The organism is Promicromonospora sp. MS192, from assembly GCF_049532985.1.
Taxonomy (GTDB): Bacteria; Actinomycetota; Actinomycetes; order Actinomycetales; family Cellulomonadaceae; genus Promicromonospora.
The window spans coordinates 3,159,599-3,177,479 of the sequence record NZ_CP186693.1; the positions used below are offsets into that span (position 1 = coordinate 3,159,599).

The window sequence follows — 17,881 nt, forward strand, 5'->3', positions numbered from 1 at the left end:
GGTGGTCGAGCTCGGATGCGCTCGTGCTCCGACAACTTGAGCCCCACCCAGCAACCCAACTTAGCTATGCCCAGGGCAGCCGCCAACCTCCAGCTCTGGAGATTGCCGATCGCTGTGCGAGACAGCACGACCCCCTGATGGACCAGGCCGCCTCGGTGTACGACAGTCCAACCACCACTCCTTTGTAAGGCGCTCGCCCGCACACCACTAAATGTTGCGAGGCCTCGCAGAACTCCACCTCGGGTATCGGCAGTCGGGATTAAGCGTTGATCCGACGTGCCTCCGTAGAAAGTGTGATGAGATCGTCGTTGATGACGATGAAGTCGAGCCCAATCCGTAGCGCGCACCGTAGCGCCTCGTCTGCAGTCTGGACCAACGGCTCTCCCCGACCGTTCAATGATGTGTTGATAAGGACTCTGGGATGCCCAAATGCCCCGAGTTGTGTCAGTAACTCGTCAACGAACGGCTCGTCCGCCGCGGTAAGCCGTTGTGGGCGAGTTGTCTCATCTACGTGGGCTACGCCGGGAATGTCGCGTAAGCCAACACTGGTCATCGAAGCAGCGCCAACCATGTAACGCTCCAAGACCCCTGTATCGTTCCACCAGGGCGAACTCGCAGAAGGTGGAAGATTCGTGACAGGACCGAATGGGCGCCACTGCTCGCGCCCCTTAATATTATTGACGCGCGTCTTGCTCGACGCTGACACGGGAGACGAGAGAATGGATCGGTGGCACAGCGCACGCGGCCCAACCTCACTGTCACCTCGACATACCGCGCCTGTCATACCTGCCACCAGTAGATTCGCCACTGCTTCGCTGTCCAGTGCCGCAATTCTGAAGCCGGACGCATCGCCGGATGAGAGCGCGCCGGGATCACCTCCTGTATACGGCACGAGGGTCTCCCGACTGGTCGGGGGAGCGATCAACCATGCAGCGCCCAGTGCAACCCCCGCATCGTGCGGGACCGGTGGGACATAGACGGGACCAGCCAATCTGCCATTGGCCGCGCAGTTCAGGCCCACTCCACCGGCGATGCAGACCGAGTCCGAACCCGATAAGGAGCGTGCCTCCTCGACTAGCCAGGGCACTACTGCTTCGACATTCGATTGTGCCGCCCACGCGACCGCAACCGCAACCGCATCCTCGTTGAGTGTCTCAGCGCCGTGACTGGGTGTCCCTTGACCTGCAAACTCTGCTATTACCTGATCCCACATCGGCATCAGTTTCCGGTACCCGAGCAAATCGTCGTCACCTAGGACACTACTGAGCTGGCCCCCTCCGGCACTAATCCAGCCCGGAGATGCAGCACCAGAGTTCCGGCCATAAGCAGCCAGTCCCATGGTCTTGCCGGCGTTTAGCAACCCGAGACCGAGCCAGTTGCTTACAGCGTCGTACATGTACCCGATGCTACTAACCCTCGGCCATCGCTGTTTACGGATGAGAGGCTTTCCTCTTTCGGCGGCATAGATCGAGACCGACTCGTCCTCGCCGTTGCCATCCATGACAAGCACCCCAGCGCGCTCGTAGCCACTCGCGTAGAACGCGGACGCGGCATGCGCTCTGTGATGCCCAAAGAACTGCAGATCTGGCAAGCGTGTCGAGCTATCAAAGCCCAGCGAAGTCAAGAACTCCTCAGCATGGCCGTACTTCCATTCGGTGCCCCACCGCGCAGACATGCGCGGTACATCCCAACCCACCGCGACGACATCAATATCGTCAGGGGCCAGGCCTGCGATCCTCAAGCAATGTTCGACTGCGCGCCTGGGTAGTGGTCCGGGAGCGTGCCGAACGCGCGTTAACCGCTCCTCTTCGATGAACGACAGAACACGTCCGTCGCCGTCAATCACACAGGCACTCGAGTCGTGAAAAGTCGCGGGGCCCGCGTTGACACCAAGAACGTACACCGATACGACCTCCAGATTTAGCAAGGGAGCGATCCATTATCGTCAGTTCGCCGGCCTAAGGCTCCGTCGTCCCAGCTCGCCCATAACGGTCTTCAAGCCGCACTACGTCAGTGTCCCAACCCGGCACGGCCGTCGACACCTCCGCGAATAGCAGGTCCTCCAAAGATGCGATCCGATGCAGTGTCCCCGCTGGCAAGTGAATGGTGTCACCTGGATTGACGATCCTCGAGGCTAGTTGTTCCGCGGACATTCCGTACTCAACTTTGCCCGTGCCACGAAGCACCGTGATCGTCTCGGTCTTATTTACGTGATACTGAAGACTCAGCGACTCGCCCCCCCTGACCTCGATTATTTTACCAACATACAGCCCTTCGAAAGCGGCAAAGATCGACTCCCTCCCCCACGGCTTCTCGACAGTACTCGACACATAGACACCACTCTGGTCCATTTCATTCCTCCGCTCTACCGCGCAAACTCCGACTCCTGGAAACCGATACGAGCCTCCTCATGCAAACCCCCATGCGCACGGTCTCCCTGACATCTATTCGACAGGACTTCAGCCACTGGACTAACCGGTCGCCGAAGCGGCGTTGCCACTTACCACCCGCAAGATCGCCGTAGCGGACAACACGCCTTCGCGGAAGAACTCGTTCCAGTCGTCACCTACGGGCGCTCTAAAACTCACAACCGAAAGAGCCAGATGAGTTGCTTCGGGGCGCTCAAAGAAAGCCAAGAAGTCGTCCCGCGTCATCTCTATAGCACATTGGGTACCGTGGGTCGCCGAGCCCCACTTCGCCGTTGCCGAACTGCCACGGGCATGCATCCGGAAACTTCCACGCGACGTCTCCCAAGCCGAATAGATCGACCCCGAAGGAAACCGAAGGATCACTTCCTCAAGGAATGGGCCGGGGCCCATGAGAGATTCAACTATTATGCTGACGAGATCGTCCCCGGCCTCAATCTTGAACCGAAACCCGTAATCTGAGGCAGCCCCACCCGAGAACAGTACGTGTTCCAGTTGCCTTCCTGGAAGCCCGTCATGGGTCGTCATCCACGGTCCTGGGCTGGTCAGCTGAATTGGATCGGCACCGAGTCGGTTACTCATTTCTTTGACACCGTCCCATACACCGACGGCGTCGGCGAGCGTAGTCTCTGCCCGCCAAAGTGTCCCCCAAGCTACTTGCTGCACTGCCGTCACACCGACAAATGCATCAACGTCGTACCCGTCTCGCCCGTATAGTTGAGATAGCAATTGACGAACCGATTCCCAAGCCTCCCCGGCGTCGGCCCCGGCGATCAGGCTCGCAAGGACCTCCGCATCGAAACCCTCAGCGGAAAGCATGTCATTAAGTTCAGCCAGCTCCGCGAGTCGTACGCGCGGGCGCTGTACGTTCGGGAATAGCTCAATTGCATCGTGATAGATATGTAGGGCAAGTATCAAAGCGCAGGCCTCACTCGAGGCCAACAGGATGTTGCCGCCGGGGGCAAGTGGATGGACCTTGGCATGCGCTCGGACGGCCGAGTAGGTCAGACGCGACGATCGAACCCATTCCGTGGCCCTATGTGGTCCACTGAGACGAGAGCCGGGCACATCGGAAGGGGCATGCCATACCGGGAAGTAAGCGTGCAGGTCCACATGGCTTCCATTGTCAGTTACAAGGGGCGGAAGCTCGTGGGGCATATGATCCACTAGTTCCTCGAAGCCATGCATACGCAATCGACTCGACTCCGCTCCCGCAGTAGCCACGAGTAGATCCGTGTCACCAGTAGGACGCAGTAGTTCCGGACGCTCCAGGTTGTATGCAACGGAATTTCCCTTGACGACGACCGGCGGCTGGCCTTCGTACCCCGCGAACACCCGATCCACGAGGTTCAGCCTTGCCCTCTCCCTCGCAATCGAATCATCCGACTGCGCAAGGTGTCTCCGGACATCGGCCTGCAAGACCTCCGAAACTAACGTTCCGGTCGTTGCAACCCTCTCCGCGAAACGCCCTGTAACGCGATGAGATTGCATCCACTCAGCGAATCGAGCCCCGTCGGGCGGCTCGACAAACCCATTGTCGGGCCCAATGCCTGCCGCCCACAGCAGAGCCCTTACGAAACTCTGTCTCGTGTCTTGATCGCTCAACTGTCCTCCCAAGGGATTCCGGAATGTTCACCTACACGTCGTCTAGCTCATCGACCGCAGAGCTGAGGAGTCATCACCATGCGCATCAGCCTCCCACATTGCAGCGGTCGTTTTTCCAAGCACCTTCTCCGCACCCTCCTCGTTAAACCGAACGTAAGAACTGCCAGTTATTGCGAGATCCCATGTATCAATTCCGATCGGGAGCCCCGAAATCAACCTGACGAACTCGCGCCAAGGTAGGTAAATTCCGTCACGAGCGGCCTGGATGTACCGCAAGGCAGCACTGGCTGCTGCCTTGTATTGCGGGTCGGACAGGCACGACTCGATTATGCGGATCACTCGTTCGACTGAACGATCAAGAGCTACGTCTACACCCACACTGTGGTCTCGCTCAACACGGTCGAGCGCAGCTTCTATGCCAATGGCGGGCTTCCCTCGGGCCAGCGTATTCCACAAACGATGGCGCCCCGTTGGTGGAACCAATATCGCGAGCTCACGAATCAAATCTGCGGGCTCGTCTGACGTGTGCAGCATGCTGAACAGAGGGTTGGGACGGTCAAGGAGGCTACGCAGCGTCGCTTGCCCAGTTGCCTCGACCGTCGCTGCCCCCTTGAGCTCGCTAACATGTACAGAAGCTGGCACCACGGGCCGCTCGGCTCTCGCCAATAACAGGAAGCTGTGACCGGAGCGGAGCACCAACTCTTCGACAGCTAGACGATCGGGGGTAGCGAGGGTGTGCTGGTATCGCCATAATTCGCGGTGAATGTGACGATTGAACTTAAGGCGTTCCAGATCCAGGATCTGGACACCACGGGAGGTGAAGTACTCGCGAATAATGCCGAATTTTCCGGCAGCGACCCCGTCAGGCTTGACAAGAATCAATGCCGAGCTGAAGAGTATCTCCCGCCACTGATCGCCGAATATGGAACGCGTCTCACTTAGACCTTCTCGAAAATGGGTGTCCATTGCATAGAAGTACCGCTTCGCGTCATCGCGAGTGAGCGCGGACCAATCGATTGATCGAAGGTTCATGGCGCAATCCTCAGTCCCTTGGTTGATTCACCTGAATCATATTTCAAGCCGGCACCATCCGTCCAGTTCCTGACCAATCCCAACACGTCTCCCATTGTTTGGTGGAGCATCTTCACGCAACCTGCGCAGCTTGCTAGCGTCGGCTATCGCCCACGGACGTTGCTGATCCGAGCAACATGTCGCCTGTTCATCCCCTAGTCGACCGCACTTGCGCACTTGGTCATGACACGCTCAATCGCCCGAATTCATGAGGACAGGTCGTGTATCTGATCTGCCAGTGCTATGACTGTCGGCCGGTTGCTAACAACAATCAGGACGCTCTCTCGAGCCGCGCAGCGCAGGTTCCGGAGCAGGCGATGCTCCGTGTGCACGTCTAGTGACGCCGATAGATCGTCGATTATCAGGACATCTGCCGGATGGGCTAACATCCGGGCTGCGGCTAGCCTGTGGAGTTGGCCGCCAGAGAGGCGGTGCCCCCGCGGTCCAATCTCGACGTCCGCGCCACCTGGCATACGAGCAACGTCCAGATCTAGAGTGCTCACCACCAATGCATGTCCCAAATCTGAGCTCGGTCGCCCGAGTAGCACATTTGCTGCAAGCGAATCACTAAACACATGAGGCGTTTGAGGTGTCAGCGACATGAATGGCGGCGCCATGGCCACGCCGGCCGGCAGGGTTTGACCACGTACGCTGACACTCCCGCTCGAACGCGGCAGGGTGCCTTGAATTGCCCGGAGCAGAGTCGTCTTACCCGCGCCGGCGCGTCCGGTAATCACCACAAGTTCGCCAGCACGCGCTGTGAGATTGAAGTCCTGAACCACGGGCATGCCGTTCGGGTGGCGATAGCACAGATCTCGAACCTCGAGCACGGCCTTCTCCGTCCCGGGGCCAACTCCCTGTGAACCAATGGCCAGCATCTCCGTAGTCGGCGCCGGCGCGATCGGTTTCGGTGTCTGCTCGACTAGATCGCGCAACATTTTGCTGGGCAGTATCTCCCTTAGGCGCTCTCCGGTAACGCTGAATCGTTGATATTTGCTGACAAACTGGCCGATCGCGTTCACGAGTGTGCCGAAAGAGCCTAGCGCGTATACAAAATATGCAAAGTCCCCGACATAAAATGCCCCTCGGTCGATTTCATCTGCGGAGATCCACATCACCAAGGCGGTCCCGATAAGAACGACAACTGCCTGGCTGGACGTGAGCACGCCGGAGAAGAAGCCGTTGAGAACCGCGGCTTGGCGCCGGCGGTCGTTGATCGCCCGCACACGCTCGACAAAATGGTGACTGGAACCGTTTACCTTGACAGTCTCAATCCCGTCGAATGCGTCACGCAAGAAGGCCGACACATCACCGGCTGTCTGTCGCGTGCGATGCTGCAACTCCTTGATCCGCCGACTGACGCCGAAAGCCAGGACTGCGATACCTAGTGTCGGCAGCACGGCCAAGACCGTAATGTGCAAGCTTATCGAGAACAGGAACGCAAGGGTGACGGTGCTGGTGACAACCGAGGAGGTGACCAACTGTAACCCTCGTTTGCCCAGAACTTCGGCTACCTCCACTGTATCCTCCCTGTACCTAGAAAGGATGTCGCCCGTCGCGACCGGCGGTGGTAGAGCTCCAGGACGACGTAACAGCCGCTCCGTGAGTCGGATGCGAACGTCGTTGTAGATCCGGAAGCGAAACACCGTGTCAACGGCCATCCAGCTGGCCGCGCCGACCGCCTCTGCCGCCTTGAATCCAAGGTAGGCCAGCAGCGGAGCCAGCGGTATTACCCAGCCAGTTGTCTGATCCGGCAGCTCGTTGAGAAATTCACGCAGAGCGAGGCCGGGTATGACCGCACACAGGAAGAAGACGATTCCGACACTCATGTCAGCGATAAAGAGCGGTAGGTGCGGCGCCGTCAATCCACGCAAGAGACCGAGCCGGCCAATTTCTTTCACCCTGCGTTCCTTACGAAACTGCTTCACCGCTCACCCCCTGCTGGAGCATGGCCGCAAACCTAGACCTCTGATCGGCAAGAAGTTTTTTGCGCGGACCAAATTCGACCAGCCTGCCTTCGTCGATTACCGCGATCAAGTCCATCCGGTCCAAGGTCGATAGACGATGTGCGATGACCATCGCGGTGCGGCCTTGGAGCACAGGACGCAGCGCGGCATCAAGTCGGCGCTCGGTCTGAGGGTCCAGTCGAGCTGACGCCTCGTCCAACACGACCACCGAAGGGTCTCGGATCAGCACGCGTGTCAGGGCAAGAAGTTGCGCTTGCCCGGCCGACATTGTGTGTTCGTCAACCCGAGTGTCCACACCATTCGGCAGCCGCCGAACCCAGTCAGCTAGACCGAGAGCGGCGAGGGCACGATCCACCTGTTCGTCGGTGACGGATGGATCCATAAGCGTGACGTTGTCGCGCACGGTTCCGTCCAGCACAAACACGTCCTGGGTGACCAGAGCCACCTCCGCTCGCAGGGGATCGACACCCACTGTCGAGATGTCCACATCGCCCATGCGGATCGTCCCTGAATCGGGCTGGACCAGTCCGGTTATTAGTTTGGCAACCGTCGACTTCCCAGCGCCAGTGCGTCCCACAATGCCGAGAGTTTGACCAGGTGAGAGCGTAAGGCTGAGGTTTGAGATTACCGGCCGTCCGGCTACGTAGCCGAACGTAACATTCTCAAATGATACTTTTCGCAGGTCTGTGCTGTGGTCGACCGCAAAAGATCCGGATCCGACCTGCAATTCAGTCGGACTTTCGAGAATTTCCCGAGTGCGGCTCAGACCCGCTAGCGCACGCTGGTAGTCCTGTAACTGATTTGATAGACGTATAAGCGGCTCTTGGAGCTGCTGAGTAAAAGAGAATACCAAGTAGACAGTGCCAATCGTCATCGCACCTTCCCCGAACCGGAGTCCCGCAACGGCCATGGCCAACGTCGTGACCATTGCCGTGAACAGCGAAGCTGATCCCCAGACGAGGCTGCTACCGACAAGCGCGGAGTGCAGGTCGGTTTTCAGAACTCGCCGGTGCCGTTCCTTTAGACCGTTCATTGTATGAGCGACCACTCCAAGCGCCTGCTGATCCTCAGCGCTTCGGATCTGCTCTTCCGCATACCCCATGAAACGTGCGACTGCGTCTCTGCTTGCCCGGTGCGCGCCGCGCCCCCAGCCGGCAATCCTTCTAACTCCGATAATCCCGATCGAAAAGCAAGTCAGAAAGAGTACGCCAATTCGCCAATCAACGACGAAGAGTGCTGAGACGATTCCAACGACTACCAACAATTCGCCAAAGATTGTGATCACGAACCTGGAGAACAGGTTGCTTAGCAAGCCGATATCGCCATCTACCCGTTCCACCCACTCCCCCGGTGGTGCGGATTGGTGTGCCTGCAACGGGAGTTTGAGCGCATGCCCCAGCACGTCTTCCCGCAGCCGATTGGTTGAACGCCAAGCCACCGACTCAGCGATGCCTTCCTCCGCTGCCGACAAGACGTATCGCGCGACTCCAAGCGCGCTGAACACCAACACCAGACGGATCGACGCTCCCCCGTCAAGAGCCCCATTTACTATTCCGTCGATGAATTCCCGAACCACAAATGGGCTTGCAAGTGCCGCTGCCGCTGAACCCAGCAGCACGACGGCAAGAACGGTCAACCGTCTCCACTCGCGCCTGAAGTACGGCCACAGAAACAGCCAATCGCCACGATTCACCGAGCCGCCGTGTCGGTCCTCTGCGCTGAGCACCTGTCGAGGCTATCGGAGGCAGCGCCCCTGGTACAACGTGGATTCTGAACCGGATGGGAGCAGCCCGTCGCACTTGCGGGAGCCGTCCGAGGTCGCCTGGGTTGTTGTTCGTGGCACCCCCGGAACGGCCACCGTCCCATCGTTATTGAGCGCACCTCTACTGCCAGTCACGACTGGTCGCGTGCTCGCGTTCTCGCTCCGCGCGGTCGCGTCGGACCCGTTCATCGGCCTCGCGCCGCATCCGGCCGGCAAGTGCCCGAGTCTCGGGCAGGAGCACCGGGACGCATTCCATCGGCCGCCGCCCAGACCGGGATACTGCCCGCCCGCCGGGGGAGCCGGTGGTGGTGATGGATTCCAGGGCTCTGGTTGCGATAGCGCGCGCTTCACCTCGCTCGCCCTGCCCGACGTTCGGCCCCAGTGGGTAAACGGGGTCGGTGATCTCGTAGCGGTCGCGGTAGGCCAGCACCTGTCGCATCGCCACTCTCCACGCGTCACGTGCGGGGCCTGGCGGGGGTGGTGGTGTGATGACCTCCATCCACAGCTTCGGGTCGGTCAGGGTGTCCTGGACGAGGGTGTCCAGGCGTGTGGCGATCAGGTCGGCGTGCCGCCCCAGCCAGGACTGCACCAGCAGGTCGGTTGCCATCGGTTCCCGCCCGGCCGTGTTCGCGTTGCGGGCTTGACCGACACGGCGGGCGGCGTCCCCCGTGTCGGTGCCGATGCCGGGTCCGGTGATCTGGTTGGCGATGTGGTCGAGCATGACCTGCCGCGCCGAGGTTTCGTCAAGCTGGGTATGCGTCGCGGCGCCCGGAGGGTTACCAACGGTGCGGGCGACGTGGTCGACCAGGTCCCACCATTGGGTCAGTTCGACCTTGTCGTAGAGGTGGTCGACCAGGGTGCGCAGGAGCACGGTCTGCCGGTCGGGGTGGTCGATGGACCGGATGTGCTGGAGGTTGGGTACCATCGCGAACCGCACCAACGGCACTGGCCTGCCCAGCGCGGCGGCGAGGGCGTCAGGGTTCTCGTGGGCGGCCTGGGCGGGGTCGGCGGGCAGCTCCAGGGCTTGGGCGTGAGCGGCCTCCTTGGGAGTGAGGGCTTCCCAGACGCGGGCGGCGGCTGTGCGCCCGGCGGTGTCGGGGTCCAGGGCGACGATCAGGTCGCTCAGGTCCCGTCCCGATGCCTCGCGTAGGGCTTGCAGGTGCTGCTGCGTGACACCAGTCCCCCCGGCCGCGACCGCCACGATCTCTACGCCGGTCTCCTCGGCGAGGCGGGCGGCGGCCAGATGCAGGGCCGCGTGGTCGGTGGGTCCTTCCACCAGGATCGGGCGTGCCCCGGCCGCTAGGCGTGCGGCTGCGTCGGGGTCGAGCCCGTACAGGAGCTCGCTCTTGCGGTAGGCGGGTGTCTCGGGGGTGTTGAGGTACTTCGGTGCCCGCCCCTCCCCCGCGGTGTTGGCGGGGCTGATGCGACCGGTGACGCCGACGACGGTCCCGGTCTGGTCGCGGTAGGGGAAGACGATCCGGTTGCGGAACTTGTCGATCACCCGTCCGTTGCGGGTCCGTGTCGCGATACCGGCGGTGATGAGCTGGTCGGGGGTGTAGCCGAGGGTGAGCAGGTGGTCGGTCAGCCCGGTCCACGACGATGGCGCGACACCCCACTCCGCACCGCCCAGGCCGCGGCTGGCCATGTACCGGGTGGCCCACTGCTGGGTGGCGTTCTGGTTCGTCCACCAGGCCCAGGCGTGCGCGGTGATCTCCACCACCAGCGCCCGCTCCCCCACGTCGACCGGCGCCCGCAGCTCGGTGCGCTCGGAGGCGCCGGTGCGCACGACCGCGGCGTCCCGGGTCAGCGACGTGGGCGCTTCCTGGCGCCCTCCTGCCTGCTGGGTCGGTGCCGTGCCGGTGGCCTGGTTCCAGAGGAGGTTCTGGGTGGTGTCGGGGGCGGTGGTGATCCAGACTGGCAGATCCCGCCCGTCCCTGTCCGCTGTGTGGGGTCGGGGTAGGCCGATGCGGTGGTGCAGGACCTTCGCGATCGACTTCGCGCCCGCGAAGCCCTCCTGGGTTGCGCGCCGGAGGACGGTCTCGGGGTCGGTGCCGGTGGCGTCGTGCATCGACAGGCGCTTGGCCAGCGCGGGCCAGGCCTCGTCCGCCAGCACCACGTTCGCGACACGTTCGGGCAGCACGGTGCGGACAGCGTGGGCGAGGCGGGCGGTGCGGTCGGGCTCGAGGAAGGCGAGGTAGGCGTCTTCGTACTCGGGGACCAGGCGGGCCAGGGAGTGCGCGTAGTCCCAGTCGTCCTCGATGACCCGGTGGGCGGACTTCTCCTCGCCGTCACGGTCCAGGACGCCCTTGAGCGCGTTCAGCACCGCCCGCTCCAGGCTGGGTTGCCGGTGCGAGTCCAGATCCAGGACGTCCTCGACCTCGACGTAGACCCGGTTCGAGTCCGCACCCCTCGTGATGGCGGTGTACAGCTCGTTGCGGGTCATCCCCACGCCGACCATGGCGTGGGAGGTGTCGACGGTCATGCCCTGCACCCGGTGGATCGTGGCCGCATACCCCAGCTCGACATGCGCGGCGACGTAGTCCGCAGGCAGGACCACGGTGGCGCCGGTGTCCAGGTGCCGCGCCTGCAGAGCACCATCGCGGCCGCGTGCTTCGACGCGCCACAGGTCGCCGTTGCGGACCCAGCCCTGCCCCCGGTCGGTGTGCCCGTCGTCGTCCTGGGCGTGCAGGTGGCGGTTGTTCAGGCGGGTCACGATGACGTCCCCGACCCCGGCGCGGGTGTCGTCGTGCAGGGTGACGCCTTCGTCCTCGACCTCACCCCGGGCGACCCGGTGCAGGCGGGCGCGGGCGGCCAGATTGGTGACCAGGTCGTTGGTCGCTGCGATCATGATCGTCTTGCGCCCTGCGTCGGAGTCGGTCTGCCAGTTGGCGAACATCTCCTCGGCCATCTGCGCGGCGGACCCGCCCTGGGTGCGACGCTCGGTGATGTAGAAGTCCAGGCCCCGGTGGTCGCCCTCGCGGATCTGGAGGGATGCGTCGGCCTCATCAGGTGTCCGGAACCGATGTATCTTCGTGAGCTCGACCGCACCAGCCTGCTCGGAGATCAGGCGCAGCGCGCCGCCGGCGGCGACGGCGCCGAGCTGGGCCGGGTCCCCCAGCAGCCGGACGCTCCCGCCAGCGGCCTGGGTGATGGCCACGGCCTCGGCCAGGGCGAGGGTGCCGGCCAGGCTGGCCTCGTCCACCAGCACCACCGTCCCCGGCTCCACCATCAGCCGTTCGCGGAGACCTGCCCCGCCACCGCCCCGGGCGGCCAGCAGGAACATGTCCAGGGTCTCCGCAGTGATCCCCTCGCCGAGGTCGGCGCCGAGGACTTCCGCGGCGGCGGCCGACGGCGCCAGTGCGATCAGCTTGCCGCCCGACGCCCGGACCGCTGTCGCGAAGGCGCGCATGGCGGTGGTCTTGCCGGTACCGGCCGGGCCGATCCCCGCCACCAGGCTCACGCTCGAGGCGAATGATGCGACCAGGTCCCGCTGCCCCGGGTTCAGCACCCGGCCCGTGTCCAGGCGGACCTGCTCGACAGCACGGTCCACGGCGGCGGGATCGATGATCAGGCCGCCGGGGGTGCGGGCTGCGGTCAGGAGCTGGTCCTCGGCCTCCAGGACCGCCAGGGACGTGTACCGGGTGGAGCCGTGCACCATGTAGACGCTCTCGCCGTCCTTGCGGCGCATCACGTCCGGTGGCTCGTTCACCTCCGGCGCGCTCACCTGCAAGCTCCCCGTCACAGCGTGCCCGGCGATGGTCGCAGCCAACGCGAGCAGGTCGGTACCGGTCGGGGCATGCTCCCGGGCCAGACGGGTGGCCTCGGCCTGCAGGGTGTACGCCGTCCACGTGGCGTGCCGGTCCGCGACGTTCCGCAGGCACGCGTCGACCAGGTCGCCACCGGCGAGCACCCCGCCGGCCAGGTCGGTGAGCAGCCGTTGGCGGGCGGCCGGTGTGCGGTACCGCAACGGCCGCAAGACCTGTGCGCGGGGCCACCGCGCCGCCAGCCGCTCCACAGCAGCAGTGACGTCATGGGCGGTCCACCGGGCCACCCCTCGCCCGGCCAGGTCCTGCGCGACCGCCCGCCACAAATCCTCCGGCCCATCGACCACGACCCGGCCCGCCTCGGGGCGCGGGTGCAGTGCGGTGGTCAGCATCCGCGCGACCGCGTCCGCGCCGCCCAGGACACCGGCGGCGACCTGGGCCCATTGCGGGAGCCGGTCGCGCAGACCGACCGGGGTGCCCTTGGCCTGCCGGGTGTCGAGGTTGGCCTGCTGCGTCAACCCGAACGCCGTCCTCGTCCCCGGCTCATGCCCATGCTTCGCTAGATACTCGGCGCGGAGGGTCTCGTAGGACTCCTCGATCGCCGCCCGCCGCCGCGAGAACGCATCCCGCAACACCTTCGGGACCCCGGCGATCTCCCGCACACCCTGCTTGCCCCGACCCCGGGACTCGGTATGGAACACGACACCGAGCCGGTCGACCAGGAGCTGCTCGATCCTCGTGTTGTACCGCTCGCTGGCCGCCACAGCCAGGTGGTGCAGGACCCGGCCATCCAACGCCCGCCAGTCCCCATCTACGCCACGGACCTTGTTCGAGACCGCAACATGCGTATGCAGGTTCGGGTCCCCCGCCCGGGAATCCAAGTGATCGAACGCCACCGCGACCAGACCGTGGGTGTCGATCTGCCGCACACCGCCCGCACCCTCCCTCGTCAACCCGCCCTCGGCCTCGATCCACGCCAACGTGTCCCGCCACGCGTCGGTGTGCGCCTGCGTGATCGCCTCCCGCGTGCCCGGGTCCCCCAGACCCCACAAGACCGAGATGCTCTTCGAGGGCGTGAACACCAGGTCATACCCCGCCACCGCCCGGCGAGGCTGCTGACCCCGCTTGGCCAACCACGTCGCGACCTCCGTGTCCGTGACCGGGCCGCAGCCCTTGGCATGCTTCTCCTGCTGCGCCAAGGCGTGGGCGACGTTCCAGCGGATCACGTCCCGCTCCACCCCCGGCTCCGGCGGCCGGTCGTTCTCCCGCGCGAACCGCTCGAACCCGGCCTCCAACGCCTGCCGGTACCCGTCATCCGGGCGGGCCTCGAACGTCGGGAACGCCCGCCCGATCCACCCCGCCCGCACCGCCTCACGCCTCGACGCACCACGCGCCAGAGCCTCCACCTCCAGTCGGCCCGCGTCCGGGTGACGCCCCACCCCGAACAACGACTTCATCTGCCTCTCCAACACCAGCCCCGACACCCCGAGCTGGTCCACACCGGAGCCGACCCACTGGCCGGGCGGGTTGCCGTGCTGCATGTAGTAATCCGTCAACGACACCCCACGCCCCCGCAGCACATCGCCGGAGGCGACCTGCTGGGTCAGGTACGCGTACCCGCTCCCCGCACTGAGCACGTGGACCGTCATCACGCGTCCCCCACCCCCTCCCAGGTCGGGCCGGAGCGCGTCCACTTGAAGTGGACTCGGGACTCCGCTCACGGCTTGTGCAAGAGGTGTGTGGCCCTCGTCGTAGCGGTCCGCGGGACCCGCCGTCCCGGTGCCCGCCTGCACCAGCCACGCAGCCGCGTGCGCCGCGCCGCGTCGCCGCTCGCACGTGCGTTGTCACGCGACTGTGCGTCGCCGTCGCTGTTCATCGCGTGCCCTGCTGCCTGATGCCAAGAGAGACGCGGCCTCGGGCCCCTCTGCGAGGCGTAAGCGTCATGCGATGCGGCACTGCACCGAACTGAGGTGAGCGCAACGCCGCTCCACGGTTGACCAGTGGAACCGGTCTGGGGAACTACGCTCGACGCGTGGGACTACGCGACGTAAACACCCGCCAGGTCGAGGTCCTGCAGTGGATCGCCGACGGATGCCCTCCCGGTGTGATGGACGGGCACACCTACAAGACAGTTGCTCTTGCACTGCAGGGACGTCGGCTCGCGAATGTCTCCCGCAAGGGCGGCACCTGGTCCGCCTCGCCGACTGATGCAGGGCGCTACTACCTGAAGCACGGTCGCTTCCCGGACGGGCACTGGCCGGCACGGGGCGCGGCCCAGAAGCGCAACGCACCCAACGCTCGACGGCATGTCCCCCCGGAGTCGGAGCGCAGTGTCGAGCACGCGTCCCCAAGCCCTGCGAATGCTCAAGACAGCACTCCCCCGCAGACGAGCGCTGTCGATCCTGCCGCACAGCTCGTGGCAGATGTGGTTGCAGCGGGAGGGTCGCTCATCGTCGACGACGAGGACGGCGCGTATCAACGGCTTGCGGCTCTCGCGCGGCCGTCGAATTTGGTGCCGACCGGCAAACGGCTCGTGATCGGCTACGGCGGGAACTGGTCGAAGAAGGAGATCTCCCTCGTCGACCGACCAGCCTGGATGGACGAAGCGCTGCCCAGTGTTCCTGTCGGCCAGCTGCTCAGGAGCCCGCACCCGATCGTCGCCGAACTCCGCGCCGACAAGAATGAGCTTCAGTTCTCGAAGGACGCACGGCAGCGCGCACTTCTGATCCTGGACGCCGTCGCCAAAGAGGCTCTACGGCGCGGCTGGACGGTAACCCGCGCGCAACGTACCGGCACTATCCAGGTCGCGGCGCGTGGGCACGGCGTCGATATCATCGTCAAGGAGCGCTCCACCCGTTCAGACCATGTCCTCACCGCGAAGGAGCAGCGCGACAAGGAGCGGTACTCGTGGTCGTACGCCCCAAGGTACGACTTCACACCGACCGGACGTCTGCATCTGGAACTGTCAGGCGGCGGCGCCGTCCGACAAGGCACCTTTCAAGACACCAAGACGCAGCAGGTGGAGACCAAGCTGGCGGTCCTGCTCCAGGAGATCGGGCTGCGCGCCGACGCCGCCGACGAGCATGAACGACGTCTCGAACGCGAGAGACAGGCACGAGAAGCGCACTGGGAACGCGTCCGGGCTCGGGCCGCCGTACGGCTCCAGGAGCACCACCGAGCCGAGACCCTGGCGACACAGGTCGACCGATGGCACCACCATCGCCTGGAAGGCGACTACATCGCCGCACTGGAGCAGCGCACGAAAGAGCTGGCGGGCGATGAACGCGCCGCGGCCGAGGAGTGGGTCTCGTGGGCCAGACGGCACCACGATTCGTCCGACCCGTTGCAGGGGGCCATCGCCATGCCGGAAGAAGTGAAGCCGACGCCTGACGCCCTGGCCCCGTTCATGGAAGGTCTCTCCCCGTATGGTCCGCGGCACCAGTCGTGGTAGCGGGCAGGCCCTCAGGCTGGGCCCTTATGGGCCCTAACTCACCCCAACCTGGCCCCACTTGAGGCCAATCTGGACCACAGATAACCCCACGCGCACCCGTTACGGCATTACAATAGGACCAGGTCAGCGGTCATTTTCGACCGGTTGGCCCACATCAACCGAACTCCATGCAGCTTGGCTTCCAAACTAATTACGCGGGTTCGATTCCCGTCGCCCGCTCAGAGTGCGGAAGCCCAGGTCAGAGAGTGTTTCTGGCCTGGGCTTCGTGCATTCTGGAGGGCTGGAAGCGGCGCCGAGTGGCCCTTATTGACCCTAGGTCGCTCGCGACGGGGTCAGGACCTGGAGCCAAGATGTCCGCTTCACCCGATCCTCAGGGGCGCGCCCGTGGAGCCTGGCGCGCACCTCGAAGCATGTCCCCACGCAACCGTCGCAACAGTCGATGCTCCTACGGCAACGTCCGCCAGCGCACGCCCGGCCGCTGGGAGGCCAGGTACACCGGACCCGACGGTGTGCGGCGCCCGATCGGCACGTTCGAGTCCGAGAAGGCGGCGAACGCCGCCCTGGCGCGCGTGCTCAGCGACGTCTATCAGGGCACCTACCGCGAGCCCGAGACGGGCGACGTGCCGCTGCGGGAGTACGCGCAGCGCTGGCTCGCCACGCGCGACCTCAAGCCCTCCACCCTCGACGGCTACGAAAGGCTGCTCCGGCGCTGGATCCTGACGCCGCTGCCGAGCCCGGGCGGTGATGACGGCTTCTCGTCCTGATGCGACGCGGTGTGCGCAACGCAGCCAGTCCCTGGCAGACCTCGGCGTGCGACGGCCCGCGGGCGGCGCGCTCGTGCCTGGGCCTGCGTTGCCTGTGCGGCCCGCCTCCCGCCGTCGTCTACTGTGACTGCACTCGCCCGGATCGGTGTCACGGAGGTCGTCGGCATGAGCGCTGTACAAGCTCCCGGCCTGCACCTGCCCTCTCCGTTGACGGAGATAGACGATGATCGCCTGTCCGCTGCGGGTGTGCGGGTGCTGCTCAAGCGAGACGACCTGATCCACCCTGAGTTGCCAGGAAACAAGTGGCGCAAGCTGAAGTACAACCTGGCAGCCGCGCGGGACGAGGGAGCCCACCGCCTGCTCACGTTCGGTGGCGCGTACTCCAACCACATCCGCGCCGTGGCGGCGGCGGGCAAGATCTTCGGGTTCGACACGATCGGCGTGATCCGCGGGGAGGAGCACCTCCCCCTGAACCCGTCGCTGCGCTTCGCCGTCGAGCGCGGCATGCGATTGACCTACCTGGATCGAACCACCTACCGGGCCAAGACCAACCCGACGGTAATCGACCACCTGCGCCAGCAGTTCGGGGACTTTTATCTGATCCCCGAGGGCGGCAGCAACGCTCTCGCGCTCCGCGGTTGTGCCGAGTTGGTCGAAGAGATCGACCAGGATTTCGATGTCATCTGCTGCGCCAGCGGCACAGGCGGAACACTGGCTGGCATAAGCGCAACTCTCCCGCCTTCACGCACCGCCATCGGGTTCTCAGTGCTAAGGGGTGGCGATTTCCTCCGTGACGACGTCGCTTCCCTCCAACGCTACGCATACGGTCGCGTGGCGGAAAACTGGTCGATCGAGACCGACTACCACTTCGGCGGGTTCGCGAAGACGAATGACACCCTGCGCGGGTTCATCGACGATTTCGAGAGCAGGCACGGCCTTCGGCTGGAGTGGGTATACGTGGCCAAGATGATGTACGGGCTCTTCGACCTCATCAAGAAGCGCCGGTTCCGGTCGGGCACGACGGTCGTCGCGGTCATCACTGGACCGGACTTCAGTACCGACGGCTAACCT

At 64.3% G+C, this 17,881-nt stretch carries 10 protein-coding genes; 3 read left to right on the plus strand and 7 right to left on the minus strand.

What is annotated here, in order from left to right:
• Positions 1 to 259 precede the first annotated feature (259 nt).
• The 7 genes from ACO229_RS14215 to mobF all read right to left on the minus strand — a co-directional run bounded on the left by ACO229_RS14215 (position 260) and on the right by mobF (position 14,244).
• The gene (locus tag ACO229_RS14215) at positions 260 to 1,903 is read right to left on the minus strand and encodes a carbamoyltransferase C-terminal domain-containing protein (RefSeq protein WP_423465307.1); all 1,644 of its coding nucleotides are present in this window, start codon (positions 1,901 to 1,903) and stop codon (positions 260 to 262) included.
• A gap of 55 nt (positions 1,904 to 1,958) precedes the next feature.
• A complete protein-coding gene (locus tag ACO229_RS14220) occupies positions 1,959 to 2,351 on the minus strand; it encodes a cupin domain-containing protein (RefSeq protein WP_423461860.1) in 393 nt (130 codons plus the stop codon).
• Between the two features lie 120 nt (positions 2,352 to 2,471).
• The gene (locus ACO229_RS14225) at positions 2,472 to 4,043 is read right to left on the minus strand and encodes a nucleotidyltransferase family protein (RefSeq protein WP_423461861.1); all 1,572 of its coding nucleotides are present in this window, start codon (positions 4,041 to 4,043) and stop codon (positions 2,472 to 2,474) included.
• 30 nt (positions 4,044 to 4,073) lie between these two features.
• Positions 4,074 to 5,063, minus strand: coding sequence for a nucleoside-diphosphate kinase (locus ACO229_RS14230; RefSeq protein WP_423461862.1), 990 nt, complete (start codon positions 5,061 to 5,063; stop codon positions 4,074 to 4,076).
• Between the two features lie 245 nt (positions 5,064 to 5,308).
• Positions 5,309 to 7,030, minus strand: coding sequence for an ABC transporter transmembrane domain-containing protein (locus ACO229_RS14235; RefSeq protein ID WP_423461863.1), 1,722 nt, complete (start codon positions 7,028 to 7,030; stop codon positions 5,309 to 5,311).
• Positions 7,014 to 8,795: an ABC transporter ATP-binding protein gene (locus tag ACO229_RS14240; RefSeq protein WP_423461864.1), complete on the minus strand. Its 1,782-nt coding sequence runs from the start codon at positions 8,793 to 8,795 to the stop codon at positions 7,014 to 7,016. The genes ACO229_RS14235 and ACO229_RS14240 overlap by 17 nt, the downstream gene beginning before the upstream one ends.
• A 157-nt stretch (positions 8,796 to 8,952) precedes the next feature.
• Complete coding sequence (gene mobF / locus ACO229_RS14245) at positions 8,953 to 14,244, minus strand: MobF family relaxase (RefSeq protein WP_423461865.1); 5,292 nt, start codon at positions 14,242 to 14,244, stop codon at positions 8,953 to 8,955.
• A gap of 383 nt (positions 14,245 to 14,627) precedes the next feature.
• On the opposite strand from mobF, the gene ACO229_RS14250 reads away from it, so the two are divergent.
• From ACO229_RS14250 to ACO229_RS14260, 3 genes are all read left to right on the plus strand, one after another.
• Complete coding sequence (locus ACO229_RS14250; RefSeq protein WP_423461866.1) at positions 14,628 to 16,046, plus strand: hypothetical protein; 1,419 nt, start codon at positions 14,628 to 14,630, stop codon at positions 16,044 to 16,046.
• Positions 16,047 to 16,456: 410 nt separating this feature from the next.
• Positions 16,457 to 16,810: a hypothetical protein gene (locus tag ACO229_RS14255; protein ID WP_423461867.1), complete on the plus strand. Its 354-nt coding sequence runs from the start codon at positions 16,457 to 16,459 to the stop codon at positions 16,808 to 16,810.
• A gap of 165 nt (positions 16,811 to 16,975) precedes the next feature.
• Positions 16,976 to 17,878, plus strand: a complete 903-nt coding sequence (locus ACO229_RS14260) for a 1-aminocyclopropane-1-carboxylate deaminase/D-cysteine desulfhydrase (protein ID WP_423461868.1) — start codon at positions 16,976 to 16,978, stop codon at positions 17,876 to 17,878.
• Positions 17,879 to 17,881: the final 3 nt, after the last annotated feature.

Bases quoted from the DNA above. Each gene is read 5' to 3' on its own strand.
- ACO229_RS14220 (WP_423461860.1), bottom strand. From the start codon at position 2,351: ATGGACCAGAGTGGTGTCTATGTGTCGAGTACTGTCGAGAAGCCGTGG.
- ACO229_RS14230 (WP_423461862.1), bottom strand. From the start codon at position 5,063: ATGAACCTTCGATCAATCGATTGGTCCGCGCTCACTCGCGATGACGCG.
- mobF (WP_423461865.1), bottom strand. From the start codon at position 14,244: ATGACGGTCCACGTGCTCAGTGCGGGGAGCGGGTACGCGTACCTGACC.
- ACO229_RS14255 (WP_423461867.1), top strand. From the start codon at position 16,457: ATGTCCCCACGCAACCGTCGCAACAGTCGATGCTCCTACGGCAACGTC.
- ACO229_RS14260 (WP_423461868.1), top strand. From the start codon at position 16,976: ATGAGCGCTGTACAAGCTCCCGGCCTGCACCTGCCCTCTCCGTTGACG.